Annotated in this window: 15 protein-coding genes, 1 tRNA gene and 1 pseudogene; 7 read left to right on the top strand and 10 right to left on the bottom strand. The window is 68.2% G+C overall.

Translation table 11 applies throughout. The features are described 5' to 3' along the window. The first annotated feature begins 6 nt into the window (after positions 1-6). Genes IMT31_RS00995 through IMT31_RS00985 form a run of 3 tightly spaced genes read left to right on the top strand, consistent with a single transcriptional unit; the run spans position 7 to position 4,701 of the window. A complete protein-coding gene (locus tag IMT31_RS00995) occupies positions 7-2,661 on the top strand; it encodes a DEAD/DEAH box helicase (RefSeq protein ID WP_413543468.1) in 2,655 nt (884 codons plus the stop codon). Continuing rightward, positions 2,658-3,254, top strand: coding sequence for an N-acetyltransferase family protein (locus IMT31_RS00990; protein WP_413543467.1), 597 nt, complete (start codon positions 2,658-2,660; stop codon positions 3,252-3,254). The genes IMT31_RS00995 and IMT31_RS00990 overlap by 4 nt, the downstream gene beginning before the upstream one ends. A gap of 1 nt (position 3,255) precedes the next feature. Next, a complete protein-coding gene (locus IMT31_RS00985; protein WP_413543466.1) occupies positions 3,256-4,701 on the top strand; it encodes an alpha/beta fold hydrolase in 1,446 nt (481 codons plus the stop codon). A 78-nt stretch (positions 4,702-4,779) separates the two neighbouring features. Here IMT31_RS00985 and IMT31_RS00980 read toward each other — a convergent pair whose 3' ends face one another. From IMT31_RS00980 to coaE (IMT31_RS00965), 4 genes are all read right to left on the bottom strand, one after another. Continuing rightward, positions 4,780-6,039, bottom strand: a complete 1,260-nt coding sequence (locus IMT31_RS00980) for a TerC family protein (protein WP_413543465.1) — start codon at positions 6,037-6,039, stop codon at positions 4,780-4,782. Positions 6,040-6,245: 206 nt separating this feature from the next. Then, positions 6,246-8,423, bottom strand: a complete 2,178-nt coding sequence (gene uvrB / locus IMT31_RS00975; RefSeq protein WP_345361532.1) for an excinuclease ABC subunit UvrB — start codon at positions 8,421-8,423, stop codon at positions 6,246-6,248. Positions 8,424-8,451: 28 nt separating this feature from the next. After that, positions 8,452-9,084, bottom strand: a complete 633-nt coding sequence (coaE, locus tag IMT31_RS00970; RefSeq protein ID WP_345361534.1) for a dephospho-CoA kinase — start codon at positions 9,082-9,084, stop codon at positions 8,452-8,454. Next, positions 9,081-11,459: a dephospho-CoA kinase gene (gene coaE, locus IMT31_RS00965; protein ID WP_413543464.1), complete on the bottom strand. Its 2,379-nt coding sequence runs from the start codon at positions 11,457-11,459 to the stop codon at positions 9,081-9,083. Before coaE (IMT31_RS00965) ends, coaE (IMT31_RS00970) begins: the two co-directional genes overlap by 4 nt. 115 nt (positions 11,460-11,574) lie before the next feature. On the opposite strand from coaE (IMT31_RS00965), the gene IMT31_RS00960 reads away from it, so the two are divergent. Beyond that, positions 11,575-12,288 (top strand): YigZ family protein, encoded by a 714-nt coding sequence (locus tag IMT31_RS00960; protein WP_345361540.1) that lies wholly within the window; start codon positions 11,575-11,577, stop codon positions 12,286-12,288. Beyond that, entirely contained in the window at positions 12,285-13,538 is a 1,254-nt protein-coding gene (locus tag IMT31_RS00955; protein WP_413543463.1) for a class I SAM-dependent methyltransferase, read from the top strand. Before IMT31_RS00960 ends, IMT31_RS00955 begins: the two co-directional genes overlap by 4 nt. A 22-nt stretch (positions 13,539-13,560) precedes the next feature. Here IMT31_RS00955 and IMT31_RS00950 read toward each other — a convergent pair whose 3' ends face one another. The 5 genes and pseudogenes from IMT31_RS00950 to polA form a co-directional block, all read right to left on the bottom strand. Continuing rightward, on the bottom strand, positions 13,561-13,713 hold the full coding sequence (locus tag IMT31_RS00950) for a DUF664 domain-containing protein (protein WP_413543462.1): 153 nt from the start codon (positions 13,711-13,713) through the stop codon (positions 13,561-13,563). A gap of 27 nt (positions 13,714-13,740) precedes the next feature. Next, positions 13,741-13,846 (bottom strand): annotated as a pseudogene (locus IMT31_RS00945) (DinB family protein); the annotation flags it as partial. A 164-nt stretch (positions 13,847-14,010) separates the two neighbouring features. Then, complete coding sequence (gene rpsA, locus IMT31_RS00940; RefSeq protein ID WP_345361549.1) at positions 14,011-15,468, bottom strand: 30S ribosomal protein S1; 1,458 nt, start codon at positions 15,466-15,468, stop codon at positions 14,011-14,013. Between the two features lie 220 nt (positions 15,469-15,688). Continuing rightward, positions 15,689-17,050 carry a GNAT family N-acetyltransferase gene (locus tag IMT31_RS00935; protein ID WP_413543461.1) on the bottom strand — a complete coding sequence of 454 codons (1,362 nt, stop codon included), beginning with the start codon at positions 17,048-17,050 and terminating at the stop codon, positions 15,689-15,691. Continuing rightward, positions 17,034-19,931 carry a DNA polymerase I gene (polA, locus tag IMT31_RS00930; protein WP_413543460.1) on the bottom strand — a complete coding sequence of 966 codons (2,898 nt, stop codon included), beginning with the start codon at positions 19,929-19,931 and terminating at the stop codon, positions 17,034-17,036. The genes IMT31_RS00935 and polA overlap by 17 nt, the downstream gene beginning before the upstream one ends. Between polA and IMT31_RS00925 the strand changes: the two genes are divergently transcribed. Continuing rightward, positions 19,924-20,508, top strand: a complete 585-nt coding sequence (locus IMT31_RS00925) for a hotdog fold thioesterase (RefSeq protein WP_345361555.1) — start codon at positions 19,924-19,926, stop codon at positions 20,506-20,508. The two genes, polA and IMT31_RS00925, sit on opposite strands and share 8 nt — an antisense overlap. Positions 20,509-20,566: 58 nt before the next feature. Here IMT31_RS00925 and IMT31_RS00920 read toward each other — a convergent pair. After that, positions 20,567-20,651, bottom strand: a tRNA-Leu gene (locus IMT31_RS00920). A gap of 113 nt (positions 20,652-20,764) precedes the next feature. On the opposite strand from IMT31_RS00920, the gene IMT31_RS00915 reads away from it, so the two are divergent. Continuing rightward, positions 20,765-21,388, top strand: coding sequence for an ANTAR domain-containing response regulator (locus tag IMT31_RS00915; protein ID WP_345361558.1), 624 nt, complete (start codon positions 20,765-20,767; stop codon positions 21,386-21,388). Positions 21,389-21,391 lie beyond the last annotated feature (3 nt).

Below are 21,391 nucleotides of genomic sequence, written 5' to 3'. Positions count from 1 at the left end.
GACGTCATGTTCCTCTCGGACCTGATTCCCGCTGCCCACCCCGCTGCCGCGGACGACGTGGACCGCCGCTCCCCCGATGACGTGTACGACGGGTTCGTGGACTGGACCCGGTCCCGAGGCGTGAGCCTGTACCCGGCCCAGGACGAGGCCGTCATGGAACTCGCACAGGGCCACCACGTGATCCTGGCCACCCCCACCGGTTCGGGGAAGTCGCTGGTGGCCGTGGCCGCCCACTTCCACGCGCTCTCCACTGGACAACGCACGTACTACACGGCGCCGATCAAGGCCCTGGTCTCCGAGAAGTTCTTCGCCCTGGTGGAGATCTTCGGGGCTGACAAGGTGGGTATGGTCACCGGCGACTCCTCGGTCAACGGGGATGCACCGATCATCTGCTGCACGGCCGAGATCCTCGCCAACCAGGCCCTTCGGGAGGGTTCAGGCCTGGACGTGGGCGCGGTGGTCATGGACGAGTTCCACTTCTACGCCGACCCGCAGCGCGGCTGGGCGTGGCAGCTTCCCCTGCTCGAGCTGCCGCAGGCCCAGTTCCTGCTGATGAGTGCCACCCTCGGGGACACCACGCGCTTCGAGGAGGACCTGACTCAGCGCACGGGGCGGAAGGCCGTGACCGTGGCCCACGCGGAACGGCCGATCCCCCTGTCCTTCGAGTGGTCCGAGGACCATGTGCAGGACAAGGTGGCCGAGCTCGTCGAGACCCGGCAGGCTCCGGTGTACGTGGTGCACTTCTCCCAGCTCGACGCCGTGGAGCGGGCTCAGGCGCTGTCCTCGGTGTCGGTGGCCAGCCGCGAGGAGAAGGACGCCATCGCCGAGCGGATCGCCGGATTCAAATTCTCCGCCGGCTTCGGGAAGACCCTCAACCGGCTGGTGCGCTCGGGGATCGGCGTGCACCACGCGGGCATGCTGCCGAAGTACCGGCGGCTCGTGGAACGACTGGCCCAGGACGGTCTGCTGAAGGTCATCTGCGGCACGGACACCCTCGGCGTGGGCATCAATGTGCCCATCCGGACGGTGTTGATCACGGCCCTGAGCAAGTACGACGGTCAGCGCACCCGCATCCTGCACGCCCGAGAGTTCCACCAGATCGCCGGCAGGGCCGGCAGGGCCGGCTATGACACGGCCGGGCTCGTGGTGGTCCAGGCCCCCGAGCATGTCATCGAGAACGCCAAGGCGCAGCAGAAGGCGGCCGCCAGGTTCGCTGGCATCAAGGACGAGGCCGAGCGCAGCAAGCGGATGAAGCAGTCCACCAAGTCCTCCCCGAAGAAGACGCCGCCGAAGGGCTTCGTCTCCTGGGGCCGGGCCACGTTCGAGAAGCTGATCGCGGCCGATCCGGAGCCCATGACCAGCCAGATGCGCATCAGCCACTCCATGCTGTTGAACATCCTGGACCGACCGGGCGATCCGGTGATCGCCGTGCGCCGGATGCTGAGGAACAGCCACGAGAGTCCCGCCAAGCAGGCGGCCCACATGCGCCGCGCCCTGGGCATCTTCCGCGAGCTGCTGGCCACGGGGGTGGTGGAGAAGCTGCCGGAGCCGGACGCTGAAGGCCGCACGGTGGACCTGACGGTGGACCTGCAGGCGAACTTCGCCCTGAACCAGCCCCTCTCCCCCTTCGCCCTCGCGGCCTTCGAGCTCCTTGACCCCGCGGACCCGGGCTACGCCCTGGACCTGGTCTCGATCGTGGAGGCCACCCTCGAACCCCCGCGCCAGGTGCTCTCCGCCCAGGTCAAGAAGGCCCGCGGGGAGGCCGTGGCGGCCATGAAGGCCGAGGGCATGGACTACACGGACCGGATGAACGCCCTCGACGAGGTGACCTATCCGATGCCCCTGGCAGAGCTGCTCGAGCAGCAGTTCGAGACCTACCGGACCACCGCGCCCTGGCTGAACGACTTCGAGCTGACCCCGAAGTCCGTGGTCCGGGACATGTTCGAGCGGGCCATGGGGTTCAGCGACTACGTGAACTTCTATGGGCTCTCGCGCTCCGAGGGGGTGCTGTTGCGCTACCTGACGGACGCGGTCAAGGCACTGCGGCAGACCATCCCCCAGGACAGCCGGGACGAGGAGCTGGACGTGCTGCTGGCCTGGCTGGCGGAGATCGTGAAGCAGACCGACTCCTCCCTCATCGAGGAGTGGGAGGACCTGGTGGCCGGGGACGTGGAGGAACTCAGGAAGGACCACGAGCAGCTGGCGCCCCCAGAGCCGCCACGGCTGACCGCCAACCGGCCCGTCTTCACCGTGATGGTCCGCAACGCCCTGTTCCGCCGGGTGCGCCTGTTCGGAGATGAACAGGAGGCCGCCCTCGCCGAGCTCGGGAAGGAGGCCGGCGACTCGTTCAACGCCGACGACTGGGCGGAGGCCCTGGACGGATACTTCGGCGACTACGAGGACATCGACGACGGCCCGGCCGGCCGCGGACCGCAGTACTTCCGCGTGGACACCACTCCCCGGCCGGGGCCCGACGGCGGCGCCCCGGCCGGCATCTCCGGCTCCCGTTGGTGGACGGTTCGGCAGGTCCTCGTGGATCCCGAGGGCAACCTGGACTGGGGCATCAACGCGGTGGTGGACCTGGACGCCTCGGACGAGGTGGCGCACCCCGTGATCCACGTGGTGTCCGTGGGCACGCCTGAGCCGGGGTGGACGGTATGACCGGCATGACCAACATGACCGGCATGACCAGTACTCCAGGAACCATCCGCCCGGCCCGGCCGGAGGACGTCCCCCACATCCTCCGTCTCATCCGCGACCTTGCGGTCTATGAGAGGGAACCGGACGCGGTCAGGAACACTGAGGAATCCCTCACTCGGCACCTCTTCGGGGAGCATCCCGCGGTGTTCTGCCACGTGGCCGAGGACGAGGGCACGGTGATCGGCATGGCCCTGTGGTTCCTCAACTACTCCACGTGGGAGGGCACCCACGGGATCTGGCTGGAGGACCTGTATGTGGATCCCTCGGCGCGGGGCCGTGGACACGGCAGATCCCTGCTGCTGCACCTGGCCGCTCTCGCCGTCGGCCGGGGCTACGCCAGGATGGAGTGGACCGTCCTGGACTGGAACGAGCCCTCGATCGGCTTCTACCGGTCCCTCGGTGCCGTGCCCATGGACGAGTGGACCACCCAGCGGCTGGACGGGTCGGCGTTGCGCACCGCCGCCATGGCTGTCGGGGCTGACGGTGCTGCCGGGACTGTCGGGACCGGCGGAACGGCCGAGGGTGACGCCGGCGACTCCAGGGCCGGGGACTGAGATGGAGCGGACCACCGTCCCCGGCGACCCGCGCGGCTTTGCCGACCCGGCCGACGTCGTGCGTGCTCAGGCGGCCGTCCACCGTGCCGGAGCAGACTCGATGTTGTTGGACGGCACCCGGATCACCGACCACTGGTTCACGGTGCCGCTGGACCACGCCCGTCCCGAGGACGAGCCGATCACCGTCTACGCCCGCGAGTACCGCTCCAGCACGGCGGCAGAGGCCGAGGGGACACCGCACGAGCTTCCGTGGCTGCTCTTCCTGCAGGGTGGGCCCGGAGGAAAGGGCGTGCGGCAGGCTCGGCTCGGCGGCTGGATGAAGGAGGCCGCACGCCATTTCCGGATCCTCATGCTGGACCAGCGCGGCACGGGACTGTCCACTCCGGTGACCCGTCAGTCCCTGCCTGCCGTGGGCTCCCCCGAAGACCAGGCGGAGTACCTGGTGCACTTCCGGGCGCCGTCGATCGTGCAGGACGCCGAGCTGGTCAGGTTGGCTCTGGGTGCCGGCCCCTGGACGGTCCTGGGCCAGAGCTTCGGTGGATTCTGCGCTCTGAGCTACCTCTCGTGGCACCCGGAGGGCCTGGCCCGGGCCATGATCACCGGCGGACTAGCGCCCCTGACCGGGCACGCCGAACAGGTCTACCGGGCCACCTTCGAGCGCATGCGGGCGCGCAACGAGGAGTACTTCACGGGGTACCCGCAGGACCGCGAGGTGCTCCGCCGCATCTACGCGGCGGCACGGGCCGGCGATGCCCGGTTGCCGGACGGATCGCCGGTCACGGTGGGCCGCGTACAGATGCTGGGGATGTATCTGGGCGGCAACACCCGGATGGACCAGTTGCACTATCTGCTGCAGGAGGCGTTCGTTCAGGCGCCGGACGGGCCGCAACTGTCCGACTCGTTCCTGCACGGCCTCTTCCAGCAGGTCAGCCGGGCGGCCAACCCCCTCTACCTCGTGATGCACGAATCCATCTACGCCCAGCCGGACGAGTGGGGCGCCACGAGCCCGGTCACGGGCAGCACGGCGACGGCGTGGGCCGCACAGCGCCTCCTGGAGAACTCCCCAGGTTTGGCGGACTTCGACCCCGACCGCAGCCACACACCCCTTCTCACCGGCGAGATGGTCTTCGACTGGTATGCCCAGCTCGATCCGACGCTGACACCGTTGGCGGAGGTGACCGAGTCGCTCGCCCGGCGCACGGACTGGGGTCCGCTCTATGACCTGGAGCAGCTGGCCGCGAACACCGTCCCGGTGGCGGCCGCCGTGTACACCCATGACGTGTACGTGGACCGGGACCTCTCCCGGCAGACCGCCTCCCGCGTGGCCGGGCTGCAGGTCTGGGAGACCGACGAGTACCACCACGACGGTCTCGGCGACGACGGCGCGGCCATACTCCGGCGGCTGCTCGGGATGAGCGGGGAGATGAGCGGGGACCCGGCCGACTGATTCGGCCGAGGATCTCTTCACCACAGGCAGAGGCCCGCCCCACCAGAGGGGTGGGACGGGCCGCATGAGCGAGCGGGATCAGACGGTGGGGCCGTCCTGGTCCACGATCCTCTGGGACACCGGAGCGTCCTGGCCCACGGACTGGGCGCTGGCGAGTCGGGTCTCGTGGGCGGTGCGGATGACCCGAGAATACTTGTCCTTGTGGTCAAGGAGCTCCGCGCGCCACTTCGGCGACAGGTCCTCTGCCGCCTGCGTCCAGCGGTCCATCTTCTGTGCGGCCTCGCGGCGCTCCTCGGCCGGTGCCGACTCGTCCAGCACGGTGTAGCGGTACGAGAACTTCTCGGCGTTCTGCAGCGCGATGAGGGCCTTGCCCTTGGGGCTCAACAGCGAGGCCACCACCGTGATGGCGAGGATGACCACAATGAGGAGCAGGGACAGGCCAGTGGGGATCTCCTGGACGGGCACGTTCTCGCCACCGTTGATGAAGGGCAGGTTGTTCTCGTGCAGGGCGTGCAGGATCAGCTTGACGCCGATGAGGCCCAGGATCGCGGAGAGTCCGTAGGTGAGGTACACCAGGCGGTCCAGCAGGCCGTCGATGAGGAAGTAGAGCTGGCGCAGGCCCATCAGGGAGAATGCCGTGGCGGTGAAGACGATGTACGGCTCCTGAGTGAGGCCGTAGATGGCCGGGATGGAGTCGAAGGCGAACAGGATGTCGGTGGCCCCGATGGCCACCATCACCAGCAGCATCGGCGTCATCATCCGCTTGCCGTTCTGCCAGGTGAACAGACGGTCGCCGTCGTACTTCTCCGAGGCCGGCAGTACACGCTTGGCCAGCCGGACCATGACGTTGTCCGACTCGTCCTTGTGGTCGTCGGACCCGGTGATCTCACCCTTCAGCTGTTGACCCGCGAGCAGCAACAGGAAGAGGCCGAAGAGGTAGAACACGTCCGACCAGGCCGAGATGACGACGGCACCGAGCAGGATGAAGAGCGTCCGGGAGATCAGGGCGAAGGTGATGCCGAAGAGGAGGACCTTCTGCTGGTACTCGCGGGGCACCTTGAAAGACGCCATGATGATCAGGAAGACGAAGAGATTGTCGACGCTCAGCGCCTTCTCGGTGACGTAGCCGGCGTAGTACTCCACGGCGTGCTGGGTGTCCCCGAAGAGGAAGAACACCAGCCCGAACACCAGGGCGATGCCCACGTAGATCGCGGACCAGATGGCCGCTTCCCTGATCGTGGGGATGTGCGCTTTCCGCACGTGGAAGAAGTAGTCGAAGGCCAGGAGCCCGATGATCACCGCAATGGTGATGATCCAGGTCAGCGCATTGATTTCCATGCAGTCACTTTCCGTTCAGATGGGTGTGTGCCGCAAGTCTCTCCGCCCGCTGTCACCAGCAGGCCACTGCGTCCGGCGGGCCCTTCGGGATGCTTGGTGCACCGCCCGGGTGGTCCGCGTGTTGACGTCCGCAGTGTTAGGGATACTCCCCTACGCCGTGCCCCAGTGTACCGCGAAGGTCTCACAGCTGTTCAGGATCGCACCTCTCAGGCGTGCCCCTCCCGCTTCATCTGCCGCAGCTCCTTCTTCAGGTCCGCCACCTCGTCACGGATGCGTGCGGCCAGTTCGAACTGCAGGTCGACGGCGGCCTGGTGCATCTGCGCACTCATCTGCTCGATGAGGTCCGAGAGGTCCTTGGCCGGCAGCTTGGCGAAGTCCGGCGCACCGGAGGCGCCCGAACCGTCGTCGTGCCCCTGGGCTGCACCGTCACCGGCGGCCGCTGCTGCCCGCTGCTCGTCCGTGATGGTGGCGTTGTAGCCGCGCTTGCCCTTGCCGTACTCGAAGCCGGACTTGATGCCGCCCATCCCGGCGAGGAAGTCTGCGGAGTCCGCATCCTCCTGGGCCAGCTGGTCGGTGATGTCCGCGATCCGCTTGCGCAGGGGCGTCGGATCGATCCCGTGCTCGGTGTTGTACGCCTCCTGCACCTCGCGGCGGCGGTTCGTCTCATCGATGGCAAACCGCATGGAGTCCGTGATGCGGTCCGCATACATGTGCACCTGGCCGTCCACGTTGCGGGCGGCACGGCCGATGGTCTGGATGAGGGAGGTCGCCGAGCGCAGGAATCCCTCCTTGTCCGCGTCCAGGATGGAGACGAGGGAGACCTCCGGCAGGTCCAGGCCCTCGCGCAGCAGGTTGATGCCCACCAGCACATCGAAGGTGCCGCGGCGCAGTTCGCGCAGGAGCTCGACGCGCCGGAGGGTGTCCACGTCAGAGTGCAGGTACTCCACCTTGACCCCGTGTTCCAGGAGGTACTCCGTGAGGTCCTCCGCCATCCGCTTGGTCAGGGTGGTGACCAGCACCCGTTCGTCCCGCGCGGACCGCACCCGGATCTCCTCGAGCAGGTCGTCGATCTGACCCTTCGTGGGCTTCACCACGAGTTCCGGGTCCACGAGACCGGTGGGCCGGATGATCTGCTCCACCACGCCGTCCGCCTGGCCCAGCTCGTACTTGCCGGGCGTCGCGGAGAGGTACACCGTCTGGCCGATCCGCTCTAGGAACTCGTCCCACTTCAGAGGGCGGTTGTCCATGGCAGAGGGTAGGCGGAATCCGTGCTCCACCAGGGTCCGCTTGCGGGACATGTCCCCCTCGTACATGGCCCCGATCTGCGGGATCGTCACATGCGACTCATCCACCACGAGCAGGAAATCGTCCGGGAAGTAGTCGATCAGGCAGTGCGGTGCCGAGCCGCCCTCGCGGCCGTCGATGTGTCGGGAGTAGTTCTCGATGCCGTTGCAGTACCCCATCTCCTGCATCATCTCGAGGTCATAGGTGGTGCGCATCCGCAGCCGCTGGGCCTCGAGCAGCTTGTTCTGGGACTCGAACTCCTGCAGACGGTCCCGCAGCTCGTCCTCGATGGTGCCGATGGCCCGGTGCATGCGCTCGTCCCCGGCCACATAGTGGGAGGCCGGGAAGATGTACATCTCCTCCTCCTCGCGGACCACATGCCCGGTGAGGGGGTGCAGCGTCTGGATGGACTCGACCTCGTCCCCGAAGAACTCGATCCGGATGGCCAGTTCCTCGTACATCGGGATGATCTCCACGGTGTCACCACGCACCCGGAAGGTGCCCCGGTGGAAGTCCTGGTCATTGCGGACGTACTGCATGGCCACGAACTGGCGCAGCAGGGTGTCCCGGTCCAGTTCCTCGCCGCGGCGCAGGGTGACCATCTGCTCGATGTACTCCTCGGGGGTTCCGAGGCCGTAGATGCAGGAGACGGTGGCCACCACCACCACGTCCCGCCGGGTCAGCAGGGCGTTCGTGGCCGAGTGGCGCAGCCGCTCGACCTCCTCGTTGATGGAGGAGTCCTTCTCGATGAAGGTGTCCGACTGCGGTACGTAGGCCTCCGGCTGGTAGTAGTCGTAGTAGGAGACGAAGTACTCGACCGCGTTGTTCGGGAGCAGCTCCCGGAATTCGTTGGCCAGCTGGGCCGCGAGGGTCTTGTTCTGGACCATGATCAGCGTGGGGCGCTGGAGCTTCTCCACGAGCCATGCAGTGGTCGCCGACTTGCCGGTGCCGGTGGCGCCCAGCAGGACCACGTCCTTCTCCCCCGCCTGCACCCGCTCGGTGAGTTCGGCGATCGCCTTCGGCTGGTCGCCCGAGGGCTGGTACTCCGAGATGACCTCGAACGGGGCGACCTGCCGGTTGATCTTCTGTGCCAGACTCATGGGCACCACCGTACAACTGTTCGAGTGGCTACGTCAGCTTCGGGGCCACGTACTGTTCCCAGACACGCCGGGTGGTCCGGCGCAGGTCCTCCAGGCCGGCGTCGTTGACGATCAGCACATCCGCTGCGGCGCGGCGCTGTTCGTCGGTGGCCTGAGCCGCGATCCGGGCCCGTGCGTCGTCCTCGCTCATCCCCCGATCGCGGACCATCCGCGCCACCCGCTCGGCAGGGTCCGCCTCCACCACCAGGACGAGGTCATAGGCGTCCGCCTGCCCGGTCTCCACCAGCAGCGGAACGTCCTGGACCACCACGGCGTCCGGGCCGGCCTCGGCGACGAGCCGGCGGCCCTCGGCCCGCACCAGGGGGTGGATGATGCCGTTCAGCAGCTTCCGGGCCTCGGGATCGGCGAACACCAGCTTCCCGACGGCGGCGCGGTCCATGGAGCCGTCCGCGGCGATCGCCGTGGGGCCCAGGGCCTCACGGACGCGGTCCAGGCCTTCACTGCCGGGCTCCACGACCGCACGGGAGAGGGCGTCCGCGTCCACCACGATGGCGCCGAGGGCCGCCAGCTCCGCTGCCACGGTGGACTTGCCGGAGGCGATGCCGCCCGTCAGGCCGATGTGGAGCCGTGGCTTGGGGAGACCGGCTTCGCTCTCGCTCACTGAGCACCGCCCTCAGGAGCGGAGCTCCCTGCAGCGGCCGGGGCGTGGTGCTCCTCGAGGACGGGCTGCACGTGGTCATCCCAGAACCGACGCGTGGCCTCGGACAGGTCATTGAGGCTCGAATCGTTGACGATGACCTCGTCGGCGACCTCCCGACGCTCGGCGTCCGTGGCCTGGGCGTCCACCCTCGCCCAGGCCTCCTGCGTGGACATCTCCCGCTCATGCACCAGCCTGGTGACCCGAGTCTCCGCGGGAGTCTCCACCGCGAGCACCACGTCGAACTCACCCGCAGAGGCCGTCTCCACGAGCAGCGGCAGGTCGACCACCACCACGGCCTCGGGGCCGGCCTCGCGGGAGATCCGCTGGACCTCCTGCCGGACCCGCGGGTGGATGATGTCATGGAGCCTCTCCCGGGCCACGGTGTTGCCGAAGACGAGTTCCGCCAGGGCCTGACGGTTCAGCGTGCCGACCTCGGTGATGACCTCTGCCCCGAAGACCTCCCGGATCTCGGCCAGGGCCTCGGTTCCCGGCTCGACGGCCGCGCGGGCCAGATCGTCGGTGTCGATGATCACGGCGCCCCACTGCTCGAGGTCCTGGGCCACGTTGGACTTCCCGGAGGCGATGCCTCCCGTCAGGCCGATCGTCAACAGCCCCCGGCCCTCGAGCGCCTGCTGCCGGTGGTAGGTGTTCGGTTGGAGGGCCTCGTACTCGGGCTCGGTGCCGACCTCATACTCGGGCCGGATCACGAACTCGTCCAGATCGTGCTCGTCCTCGTGGGCACGGCGGTGGTACTCCTCGATCGGCAGCACCTTCTTCCACTGCCGGGTGCGCAACGGACGGGCCGTACCGGCATCCTCCCGCAGGGCCTGCAGCAGGAGCCAGGACTGGAACAGGGCCAGGGCCATCACCGGGGCACCGATCACAATGATGACCTCCTGCAGGGCTCCCAGGCCGTTCTCCCCCGAGGTCACGAGGATGACGGCGCAGACGAGCCCCACGGCCACGGCCCAGAACACGCGCTGCCGCTTCGGGCCCTCGTCCTCGTGCCCGGACGCCATGGAGTCCAGGACCAGTGCACCGGAATCGAGGGAGGTGACGAAGAAGATGACGATCACGACCAGGGCCAGTACGGCGGTGACCAGGTACAGCGGGTAGGACTGCAGGAGCTGGAAGAGCGCTGCCTCCACGTTCCCGTCCGTGACGATGGTCTGGGTCATGGACCCCGCGGTGCCCTCTGCCCGGTCGATGTTGAAGGCGCTGAGTCCATAGATGCCGAACCAGATCACCACGAAGGCCGTGGGCAGGCCCAGGCAGGCGGTGACGAAGGCGCGGATCGAACGGCCACGCGAGATCCGGGCGATGAAGAGCCCGACGAACGGCGACCAGGTCACGGTCCAGGCGTAGTAGAAGACCGTCCAGTCCCCCGACCACTCGCCGCCACCGAAGGTGTCGTTGAAGAAGGAGAGCATCGGCAGGTTGGACAGGTAGGCACCCGCGGACTCGACGATGCCGCGCACCGTGTCCATGGTGGCGCCCCACATGAGCACGTAGACCAGCAGAGCGATCGCCAGGATGATGTTCAGATAGGACAGCCGCTTGATCCCCTTGTCCAGGCCGGCCACGGCCGAGACCAGGGCGATGCCGGTGATCACGGCGACGATGCCCGCCTGCAGCCAGCCGCTCATGGGCACGCCCATGACATAGTTCATGCCGCTGTTGATCTGCATGGCCCCCAGCCCGACGGAGACCGCCAGACCGAACACGGTGGAGATCACCGAGATGATGTCCACGAGCTTGCCCCACGGCCCGTGGATGCGGTCCCCGAGCAGGGGCTGCAGGGCCGAGGACACCCGCGGCGGGAGCTTGCGCTTGTAGGTGAAGTAGCCGAAGCAGAGGCCGGGGACCACCAGCAGGGCCCACATGTGGATGCCGAAGTGGAAGTTGGAGATCGCCAGGGCCTGAGTCGCCGCCTGGTCCGAGAGCGGCTCCGTGCCGTACAGCGGCGGGTTGGCGTAGTGGTTCATCGGCTCGGCCACACCCCAGAACATCAGGGTCGCGCCGATCCCTGCGGCGAAGAGCATGCCGAACCAGGCGAGCCCGGAGAACTCCGGTTCGGAGTCGTCATCGCCGAGCTTGACGCGGCCGAAGCGGCTCAGGGCCAGTCCCACCGCGAAGACCACCAGCAGTGTGGTGCCGAGGGTGTAGAACCAGCCGACCTCATAGCGCAGGTACGTGGCGACGATTCCGAAGGCACCCTGGACCGGGCCCGGGAAGAGCGCCATCGCCAGGGTGAAGACGAAGATGACCAACGCCGAGATGAAGAAGATGGCCGGCCCGGTCCGAAGACCGAGACGATTGTGCAATCGGGTCAGCATGGAGTTCCCCCTCCGCTCGGGTGGCCTCGCGGCCTTCGTACTGACATCCCATGGACGCTGGCCAATAAACTACCTCATCATCCCGTGGTGACTACCCGGCAGTAGAGTGGACGGCATGTCTGAGGAGCAACCCGGGTCCCGGGCGTCGCGCTATACGGTGCTCCCGGCGACCACGCTCGGCACCCCGGTGGTCCACGAATCGGAGATCAGGCGCTCCCGCTTCATCGGCCAGGCCCTGCGCGTCACGACCGAGGACCAGGCCCGCCAGTTCATCGGTGCCCTGCGCAGGCAACACCACGAGGCCAGGCATGTGTGCAGCGCGTTCATCCTCGGTCCGGACCGGGACACCATGCGCTCCTCGGACGACGGCGAGCCCGCTGGGACGGCGGGCGTCCCCATGTTGGAGGCCCTGTCCCAGCGGGAGTCCCCGCCACGGCCCGGGGGCACGGTGGCGAGGGACCTGTCAGACGTGTGCGTCGCCGTCGTCCGCTACTTCGGAGGGGTGAAGCTCGGCGCCGGAGGGCTGGTCCGCGCCTACTCGGACGCCGCGTCCGCCACCTTGGACCAGACCACGTTGGTCACGCGGCAACGGATGCTGCTGTCCGGCGTCGAGGCCCCGCACGCCGAGGCGGGCCGGTGGGAGAACGAGCTGCGGTCCGCGGGCTTCCAGGTGCAGGAGACCCGCTATGGTTCGGGATCCGCGACGCTGGTGGTGGCCTTGCCCGACGACGGCCGGTCCAGTGCCGCGTTCACAGAGCGACTGGCGTCCGTCACCGCAGGGGCCGGGCAACTCCGGCACGTGGGCACCGAGTGGGTGGACGTGCCGTGACCCCCCTCCCCCCGGGCCGAACCCCGCCGGTGGACCGGACCGCGTTGACCACCGGCTTCGATTTCGCCGCCCTCTCACGATGGCCCTACCCGGAGTCCCCCGAGCTCCAGGCCCACGATGCCGCGGACCTGCTGCTCCTGGACACGGCGAAGGCCTGGTGGGACGCGGGACACGGTGCGGGCGGCCATCCCGCCCCGGTGGTCGTGCTCGAGGACAGCCACGGCGCCCTGACGTTGCCCCTGCTGGCCCAGGGCCATCCCGTCCGGATCGGCCAGGACGCCCTGGCCCAGGAGCGCTCCCTGGACGCCAACCTCGCTCGGCTGCAGCCCGGTGGGGCGCCGAATCTCAGACGCCACGGCATCGCGGCTGAGCTGGTGGATGGGGCCGAGATGGTGCTCCTGCAGTTGCCCCGCTCCCTGGATGCCCTGGACCAGTGGGCCCGGGCGGTCGCCGAGTACGCCCATCCGGAGGTGGTGCTGTTGGCCGGCGGTCGGGACAAGCACATGACCCCCCGGCAGAACACCGTCCTGGAGCGCTACTTCACGGAGGTGGTCCCCGGCCGAGGTCGGTCCAAGTCCCGGGTCCTCACGGCCCGCGGCCCTCGGCGAGGCCAGCCGAACAGGTTTCCCCTGCGGGCGGAACATCCCGTGCCCGACGTCGGTCCGGTCACCCTGGCGGCCTTTGGTGCCACCTTCGGCGGGGCGCATCTCGATCCCGGCACGGCTCTGCTCTTGGACCACCTGCGGCCGGCGGCCGAACGGCTGGCCGCATCGGATCGGGGCCGTGCCGTGGACGTGGGATGCGGAAACGGCACGATCGCGGTCTGTCTCGCCCTGGCCGCACGCCGACTGGAGCCGACGCCCACGGAGGGCACACCAGACGTCCCGGCACGGATCGTGGCGACGGACCAGTCGGCCGACGCCTGCGCCTCCACCACGCTGACCGCGCAGTGGAATGGCGTTCGGGACCTGGTCGAGGTACGCCGCGACGATGCCCTGGCCTCGTTCCCGGACGCCAGCGAGGACCTGCTGGTGCTCAATCCCCCCTTCCATGCCGGCAACACGGTGGACAGCCGGGTCGCGTTGCGGCTGCTCGCGGAGTGCGCCAGGGTCCTGCGTCCGGGCGGGGAGCTGTGGTGCGTCTGGAACTCCCACCTGCAGTACCGGCCCGAGCTGGAGCGCCGGGTGGGTCCCACCCGTCAACTGGCCCGAAACCGGACCTTCACGGTGACCGTCAGCACGCGCCGATAGGCGCTGCGGGTGGACGGTCCCGTCAGTCACCCACCGAGCCGTCGATCGCCTCACGCAACAGGTCCGCGTGGCCCGCGTGGCGGGCATACTCCTCCACCAACCATGGCGCCCGGTCCCACGGTGAGGTTGCCGGCTCCCCCCGCCACTCGCGTCCCGAACCATTCGTCCTCCACATAGTCCAGGTGGTGGAGCAGCCCTCCCAGGGTCATGGTGCTGACGGCAGTCCTCCGGCGCAGTTGCTCGGCGGTGAGTCCTTCGGCCTTCCGGCGCAACACCGCCCGGTAGTAGTCGAGGAACTCCGTGAGCATCTGGATCTCGGAGGCGCTCTCGGCGGGTTCGGCGGGGAGTGGAGTCTGCGGAGTCTCTGGAGTCTGTGGATTCATGGGTCCCAGTATGCAGAAGGGCCCCGCACCACCGAAGTGGTGCGGGGCCCTTCCTCGGTGCCCGCCGTCAGGCAGGGACCGGGATCCGATCAGTTGCCGGTGAGCTTCTCGCGCAGTGCGGCGAGGGCCTCATCGGAGGCCAGGGTGCCCTGGTCGGGGGTGACCTCGCGGTCATCCGAGGAGTAGGAGGTGGAGCCCGACTCGACGTCCGCGGAGACCTCGGCATCCTCGGTCAGGCTGCGGGTGACCTGCTCCTTGTGGGCCTCCCAGCGAGCCTGGGCGTCGGCGTACTGCTGCTCCCATGCGGCGCGCTGGGTCTCGAAGCCCTCGAGCCACTCGTTGGTCTCCGGATCGAAGCCCTCGGGGTACTTGTAGTTGCCCTCGTCGTCGTACTCGGCGGCCATGCCGTACAGCGCCGGGTCGAACTCGGTGCCCTCCGGGTCCACGCCCTCGTTGGCCTGCTTGAGGGACAGCGAGATCCGGCGACGCTCGAGGTCGATGTCGATGACCTTGACGAACAGCTCGTCGTTGACGGAGACGACCTGCTCCGCGGTGTCGATGTGACGGGAAGCCAGCTCGGAGATGTGCACCAGGCCCTCGATGCCGTCCTCGACGCGCACGAACGCACCGAACGGAACCAGCTTGGTGACCTTGCCCGGCACGACCTGACCCAGGGCGTGGGTGCGGGCGAAGAGCTGCCAGGGATCTTCCTGGGTGGCCTTCAGCGACAGGGAGACACGCTCGCGGTCCATGTCCACCTCGAGCACCTCGACGGTGACCTCGGTGCCGACCTCGACGACCTCCGAGGGGTGGTCGATGTGCTTCCAGGACAGCTCTGAGACGTGCACGAGGCCGTCGACGCCGCCCAGGTCCACGAAGGCGCCGAAGTTGACGATCGAGGAGACGGTACCGGTGCGGACCTGGCCCTTCTCGAGCTTGTGCAGGAAGTTGGAGCGGACCTCGGACTGGGTCTGCTCGAGCCAGGCGCGGCGGGACAGGACCACGTTGTTGCGGTTCTTGTCCAGCTCGATGATCTTGGCCTCGAGCTCCTGGCCGATGTACGGGGCCAGGTCGCGGACGCGGCGCATCTCCACGAGGGAGGCGGGCAGGAAGCCGCGCAGGCCGATGTCCACGATGAGACCGCCCTTGACGACCTCGATGACGGTGCCGGTGACGACGCCGTCCTCTTCCTTGATCTTCTCGATGGAGCCCCAGGCACGCTCGTACTGAGCACGCTTCTTGGAGAGGATCAGGCGGCCTTCCTTGTCCTCCTTGGTGAGGACAAGGGCCTCCACGCTGTCGCCCACGGCGACGACTTCGTCCGGGTCCACGTCATGCTTGATGGAAAGTTCCCGGGACGGGATGACGCCTTCGGTCTTGTAGCCGATGTCGAGCAGCACTTCGTCACGGTCGACCTTGACGACGGTGCCTTCGACCAGGTCGCCGTCGTTGAAGTACTTGATGGTGGCGTCAACGGCGGCGAGGAAGTCCTCAGAGGTGCCAATGTCATTGATGGCGACCTGCGGGGCGGTGGAGGTAATGGTCATGTAGTAGGGGCTCCGATGTGGATTGTTCACTCGGCCGGATGCCTGGCGTACTCGGGTCAGAGCCGCCCGGTCACCCGGAAGTGGGTTGCGTTGGACTATTGATGGCGCACAGAAAGTGCTCGTTCAGTCTAGCCACTCTGGCAAGTCCCGGTCAAAGTCGCGGTGCCCGAGACCTCCCCGGGTGACTGAGCATCGACTGAACGGCGGACGAGTGGCCGCCTCAGAAGCCCGTCATGCAGAACACGGGCCGGTCCGAGGCGAGCAGTGCCGTCAGCTCGGCGGCGGCTCCGGCACGGTGCTCGGTGACCCGCCCGGCCTGGCGGAGCAGCTCGGCGGAGACCCCACCCAGGTAGACGCCGGAGAGTTCCGCCACGTCCAGGCTCAGGTCCGGCTCGGTGGCACGGGAGCCGCCCTGCTCCACGAGTACGGCGCAGGCCGTCCCGTCCCGCACCACCAGCCGCCACATCCCCGCGGCGTGGCCCAGGGGATCAGTGACCGCCAGGACCACCTCACCGTCCCGCTGGTAGGAGCGAGCGGCAAACGCGGCGGGGACGTCGAGGACGCGCAGCCACAGATGGTCCTCGGTACGTGTGGTCTTCACCCGGCGGGAGTCAGACAGCAGGTTCTCCAGCAGTCGATCGTCCGGGGCGAGTCCCCAGTCGACTCTCCGGATGAGGTCCAGATTGACCAGGTGGTCCCACAGGGCCCGGTGGCTGGCCGCCGTGGTGGCCACGAGGACGCCCACCTTGACGGAGGGGACCTTCTGGTCCCAACCGTTGAACCGGTAGGTGACGTATCCGCGGGGCGTACCCGCCTCATCGTGGTGGACAGCCGCGAGCAGGCCGGTGCCCCTGCCGTCGTTCTTCGACCGCCAGCTGTCCGTCTCCGAGACGGCGTAGGCGGCCACGCGGCCCACCGAACCGGGCGTCTGGGCCAGGGCCCGGGCATAGAGCGAGGGGCCGATCTCGGCCAGGTCCCTGGGATCCACCATGTTCATCGAACCCGTGGAGGTGGAGGCCAGCGTCACCTCGCCGGCAGTGTCCACCTCGACTGACCGCTGGTGGGTGGCCGCCCCGAAGCCGAACCGGCGGTAGATGGTGGCCTCGGAGGCGGTCAAGGCCGCCACGGGCAGTCCCCCGGCCGCGGCGCGGGACAGCTCCGACTCCATCATGGTGCGCAGGATGCCCCGCCGCCGGTGCGTGGACCGGACGGTGACCTCGGAGATGAGGAACGCGTCGAGTTGCCGGCCCACCCCGGTCTGCAGGGGCTTGACGAAGGAGGAGAAGCTGCCGACCGGATCCGACTCGGCTGGATCCGCGCCAGCGTCGTAGAGACCCACGTAGGTGCGTTCGTCCCGGCCGTGGAGCTCCAGGACCTGGTCCAGGGCCGCGCCCGTGGGGACCTCCTCGTAGAAGTTCCGCTCCACGGCAGTGAGCATGCGGGCCATCCGCGGGTCCTGCCCCGCCGGCAGTCCGGTGGCCGCGAAACGGTGCATCTCGAGCCCCGGCAGGCTGCGCGACCGTTCAGGCTGAGTCCCCGTCCCAGTCCCCCTCCCAGTCCCCGTCTCAATGGGCTGCGTCATGCCAGCTCCTCCCTGCTCCGACATTGACGTCCAGCGGCACGGTCAGCTCCGCGGCGTGGCCCATCCTGTCCTTCAGCACCGCCGTGGCCGCCTCGAGCTCCCCATCCGGGACCTCCAGGATCAGCTCGTCGTGCACCTGCAGGAGCATCCGGGTGCGCAGTCCCTGCTCATCCAGGGCCAACTGGACATCCAGCATGGCCTGCTTGATGATGTCCGCGGCCGATCCCTGGATGGGGGCGTTGAGGGCGGCGCGCTCGGCCATGTCCCGCAGCTGCCGGTTGTCACTGTTCAGATCCGGCAGATAGCGGCGGCGGCCCATGATGGTGGCGGTGTACCCGTCCTTCCGGGCCTGGGCCACCACCTCCTTCAGATAGTCGCGTACCGCGCCGAAGCGGTCGAAGTAGCCCTTCATCAGGCCCCGGGCCTCGTCCACGGGAATCTGCAGCTGCTTGGAGAGCCCGAAGGAGCTCAGACCGTAGGCCAGTCCGTAGCTCATGGCCTTGACCTTCGCGCGCATCTCCGGCGAGACGTCCTCGGGGGCCACGCCGAACACCTGGGCCCCCACGAAGCGGTGGAGGTCCTCCCCGTCCCGGAAGGCCTGGATGAGCGCATCGTCCTCGGAGAGATGCGCCATGATCCGCATCTCGATCTGGGAGTAGTCCGCGGTCAGCAGGGTGTTGTAGCCCGCCCCCACCACGAAGACCTCGCGGATCCGGCGGCCGGCCTCGGTACGCACGGGAATGTTCTGCAGGTTCGGGTGCAGGCTGGACAGTCGGCCCGTGGCGGCAGCTGTCTGGGAGTAGGTGGTGTGGATCCGGCCGTCCGCCGCCACGGTGTCCCGCAGGCCCTCCACCGTCTGGCGTAGCTTGGTGGCGTCCCGGTGCAGCATCAGGTTCTCGAGGAACGGGTGTTGGGTCTGGTTCAGCAGGTCCGTCAGCGACTCCACGTCAGTGGAGTACCCGGTCTTGGTCTTGCGCGTCTTGGGCATGTCCAGCTTCTCGAACAGCAGGGCCTGGAGCTGCTTCGGAGAACCGAGATTCACCTTCTCGCCGCCGTTCGCCTCCGCCACGGAAGCCCAGGCGGACTCCTGAGCGGCCTCCATGCGTTCGGTGAAGTCGTCGAACAGCCCGTCCAGGACCGGGCGGTCCACCGCGATCCCCGCCAGCTCCATGTCCACCATCACGCTGGCCAACGGCACCTCGAGATCCACGAGCAGCTGCTGGGCGCCGCGGGAGATCAACTCCGGTTGGAACTGCTCGGAGAGGCGTCGCACCATCCAGGCGGCGCGGACGCCGGCCGCGGCACGAGCCTGCACCACGGCCCCCTCAGTGGCCGAGCCGGGGTCCTCCAGGTCCAGCTCGAGCTGGTCACCGGCCTGCGTGGGATCGTCCTCCATCTCCAGGGTGGACTGCAGGTGCGTCTGCACCAGGGCGTCGAGTCCGTAGCCGCGGCGGTCGGGCTGGATCAGGTAGGCCGAGAGCAACACGTCATCCACGACGCCGGCCAGGGCCACATCCTGCCCGAGTCCCGTCTGGTGTCCGGTCGCCTTCAGCGACTTGGCCACCGCCTTGAGATCGTAGACCGCCTTCGGGTGCCCGGCCTCGGCAAGGTAGGCCGCCAGGATCGGTCCGGGGCCGGCGTCGTGCCCTGCTGGTTCAGGGGCGGCACTCAGGTCCACGTACACGGCCGCGTCCTCGGCGACCAGCGCTGCGCCGAGGGCGACCCCGTAGTCCCCCGGCGCGGGGATCTTGCGCTTGGGCAGAACGGCCGGACCGTCCAGGACCACGTGCACGCCCATCAGGTTGGCGGCGTGCTGGGCCAGGAAGTCCTGCAGGCCGGTGGCACCGACCGCGTCGGCGGTGAGGACCGCGAACTCGGGGGTCTGCTCCACCGGCACGGCCTCCGGCTCGCCGCCGAGCCGCTCGGCCAGGGTGTCGAAGAGCCGTTGACGCACCGTGTTGAACTGCAGGGCGTCGAAGAGCTCCTCGATCTGCTCGTGGTCCGGATGGCTCAGCTCGGTGGCCTCCAGCGCCACCGGAAGCTCCATGTCCCGCAGCAGGTGGTTGAGGCGGCGGTTGCGGCGCACGTCATCGGCGTGGTCCCGCAGCGACTGGCCGGCCTTGCCCTTGATCTGATCCGCGTTCTCGAGGACCTGCTCAACGGTGCCGTAGAGATTGATCCATTTGGCCGCGGTCTTGGGCCCGACGCCGGGAACACCCGGCAGATTGTCCGCGGTCTCCCCCACGAGCGCGGCGAGGTCCGGGTAGCGCTCGGGAGGGACGCCGTACTTCTCCTCGATGGCCACGGCATCCATCGGAGGGATCTCCGAGAAGCCCTTCTTCGGGTAGAGGACCGTGGTCCTGCCGGTGATGAGCTGGAACGCGTCCCGGTCCCCCGAGACCACGCGGGTGTCCCAACCGGCCTGTTCGGCCTGGGCTGCGAAGGTGGCCACGATGTCATCCGCCTCGAAACCGTCCACCGAGACCGTGGGGATGTTCATGGCCTCCATGACCTTGATGATCAGGTTGATCTGACCATGGAACTCCTCCGGGGTCTTCGAACGCCCGGCCTTGTACTCCGTGTACTCCTCCGAGCGGAACGTGGGCGTGTCCAAGTCGAAGGCGACCACCACGTGGGTGGGCTTCTGCTGACGGATCATGGTCAGCAGCATGTTGGTGAAGCCGTAGACGGCGTTGGTGTGCTGACCGGTGTCCGTCACGAAGTTGTCCACCGGCAGGGCGTAGAACGCGCGGAAGGCCATGGAGTGGCCGTCCAGGACCAGCAGCCGGTGGGACTCACCGTTGGCGGTCACGGGAGCCGAAGCAGTGGAGTCAGGGGCGGGATTGCTCGAATCAGTCACGGGTGCCAGCCTAATGGTCATGAACGATGCCCAGACAGAGACACCCGCCGGCTTGGTCGACGGCCCCGCTGAAGGCCCCGCCGACGGTCCCGCTGACGGATCGCCCCATGCCTTCGTGCCCGGGGTGACCCCGCAGTTCACGCGGGCCGAGCTGACCCGGCTGATGATCGAGAGCGGTATTCCGCAGAGGTTCCACGGTCAACTGGGCAAACTGGGCCTCAGCCCCCTGACGGCGAAGATGGGCATCGTGTTCCAGGAGATGTCCGTGGAGCGCATGGTGGCCACCATGCCCGTGGCGGGGAACGAGCAGAACGCGGGGCTGCTCCACGGCGGCGCCCACCTCGTCCTGGCCGAGACGCTGGGGTCGATCGCGGCGGTGCTGCACACCCAGGGGGAGAAGCCCGTGGTCGGGATCGAGATCAGCGCCACCCACCATCGCGGCCTCACCGCGGGGACCGTCACCGGCACCTGCACGCCGATCCACCTGGGCGGGACGCTGACCACGCACGAGATCGTCATGACCGACGAACAGGGCAGGCGCCTCTCCACGGCCAAGATCACGAACATGATCCTGGATCCGAACCGCCAGCGGAAGTAGGACCACGAGGTCCACAGAGAAGGCCCCGATCCCTCGTTTCGCAAGGGATCGGGGCCGTTGGTGCCCGAAGTGGGACTTGAACCCACACACCTTTCGGTACCGCATTTTGAGTGCGGCGCGTCTGCCAATTCCGCCATTCGGGCCAGCGTGACAACCCTAAGAGGATACACGCCCGAGCCCCGTCTCTGGGAACGGTGGCCCCAATGGTCCCCGCCAACCGGATACGCTGATTCCTGACCGAGCGCAAGGAGTCTTCATGCCCACCGAGGTACCCACCGAGCAGAGCGAATCCACCACCCCCACCGACTCTGCGCCGTTGCGCGTCGTCGTCGCCGAGGACGAGACGCTGATCCGCGTTGACATCGTGGAGATCCTCACCGGTCAGGGCTACGAGGTGGTCGGCGAGGCAGACAACGGGCAGAAGGCCTTCGACCTGGCCACCGAGCTGGAGCCGGACGTGGTGCTCATGGACGTCAAGATGCCCATCATGGACGGGATCACCGCGGCGGAGCACATCGCCCGGGACCGGATCGCCCCCGTGGTGCTGCTCACCGCCTTCAGCCAGCGTGAGCTGGTGGAGCGGGCCAGGGAAGCCGGGGCCATGGCCTACGTGGTCAAGCCCTTCAATGAGAACGACCTCGTGCCGGCCATCGAACTGGCGGTGGCCCGCTTCGATGAGCTGCGCGCTCTCGAGGAGGAGGTCTCCGACCTCGCCGAGCAGTTCGCCACCCGCAAGCTCGTGGACCGGGCCAAATCCCTGCTGACCACCACGCTGGAACTCTCCGAGCCGGAGGCCTTCCGGTGGATCCAGAAGACCTCCATGGACCGCCGCCTCAGCATGCGGGAGGTGGCCCAGACGGTCGTCGACCAGATGGGCTAGGAA

The sequence above is a fragment of the Citricoccus nitrophenolicus genome, assembly GCF_047305825.1.
Lineage (GTDB): Bacteria > Actinomycetota > Actinomycetes > Actinomycetales > Micrococcaceae > Citricoccus > Citricoccus nitrophenolicus.
Note: the sequence above shows the minus strand (reverse complement) of the source record. Positions and strands in the feature narration are given on the sequence as shown.

Bases quoted from the DNA above. Each gene is read 5' to 3' on its own strand.
- uvrB (WP_345361532.1), bottom strand. From the start codon at position 8,423: ATGAGTCTGGCACAGAAGATCAACCGGCAGGTCGCCCCGTTCGAGGTC.
- IMT31_RS00985 (WP_413543466.1), top strand. From the start codon at position 3,256: ATGGAGCGGACCACCGTCCCCGGCGACCCGCGCGGCTTTGCCGACCCG.
- polA (WP_413543460.1), bottom strand. From the start codon at position 19,931: ATGACCATTAGGCTGGCACCCGTGACTGATTCGAGCAATCCCGCCCCT.
- coaE (WP_413543464.1), bottom strand. From the start codon at position 11,459: ATGCTGACCCGATTGCACAATCGTCTCGGTCTTCGGACCGGGCCGGCC.
- IMT31_RS00990 (WP_413543467.1), top strand. From the start codon at position 2,658: ATGACCGGCATGACCAACATGACCGGCATGACCAGTACTCCAGGAACC.
- IMT31_RS00960 (WP_345361540.1), top strand. From the start codon at position 11,575: ATGTCTGAGGAGCAACCCGGGTCCCGGGCGTCGCGCTATACGGTGCTC.
- IMT31_RS00935 (WP_413543461.1), bottom strand. From the start codon at position 17,050: ATGACGCAGCCCATTGAGACGGGGACTGGGAGGGGGACTGGGACGGGG.
- IMT31_RS00980 (WP_413543465.1), bottom strand. From the start codon at position 6,039: ATGGAAATCAATGCGCTGACCTGGATCATCACCATTGCGGTGATCATC.
- IMT31_RS00995 (WP_413543468.1), top strand. From the start codon at position 7: ATGTTCCTCTCGGACCTGATTCCCGCTGCCCACCCCGCTGCCGCGGAC.
- IMT31_RS00915 (WP_345361558.1), top strand. From the start codon at position 20,765: ATGCCCACCGAGGTACCCACCGAGCAGAGCGAATCCACCACCCCCACC.
- rpsA (WP_345361549.1), bottom strand. From the start codon at position 15,468: ATGACCATTACCTCCACCGCCCCGCAGGTCGCCATCAATGACATTGGC.
- IMT31_RS00950 (WP_413543462.1), bottom strand. From the start codon at position 13,713: ATGTGGAGGACGAATGGTTCGGGACGCGAGTGGCGGGGGGAGCCGGCA.
- IMT31_RS00925 (WP_345361555.1), top strand. From the start codon at position 19,924: ATGGTCATGAACGATGCCCAGACAGAGACACCCGCCGGCTTGGTCGAC.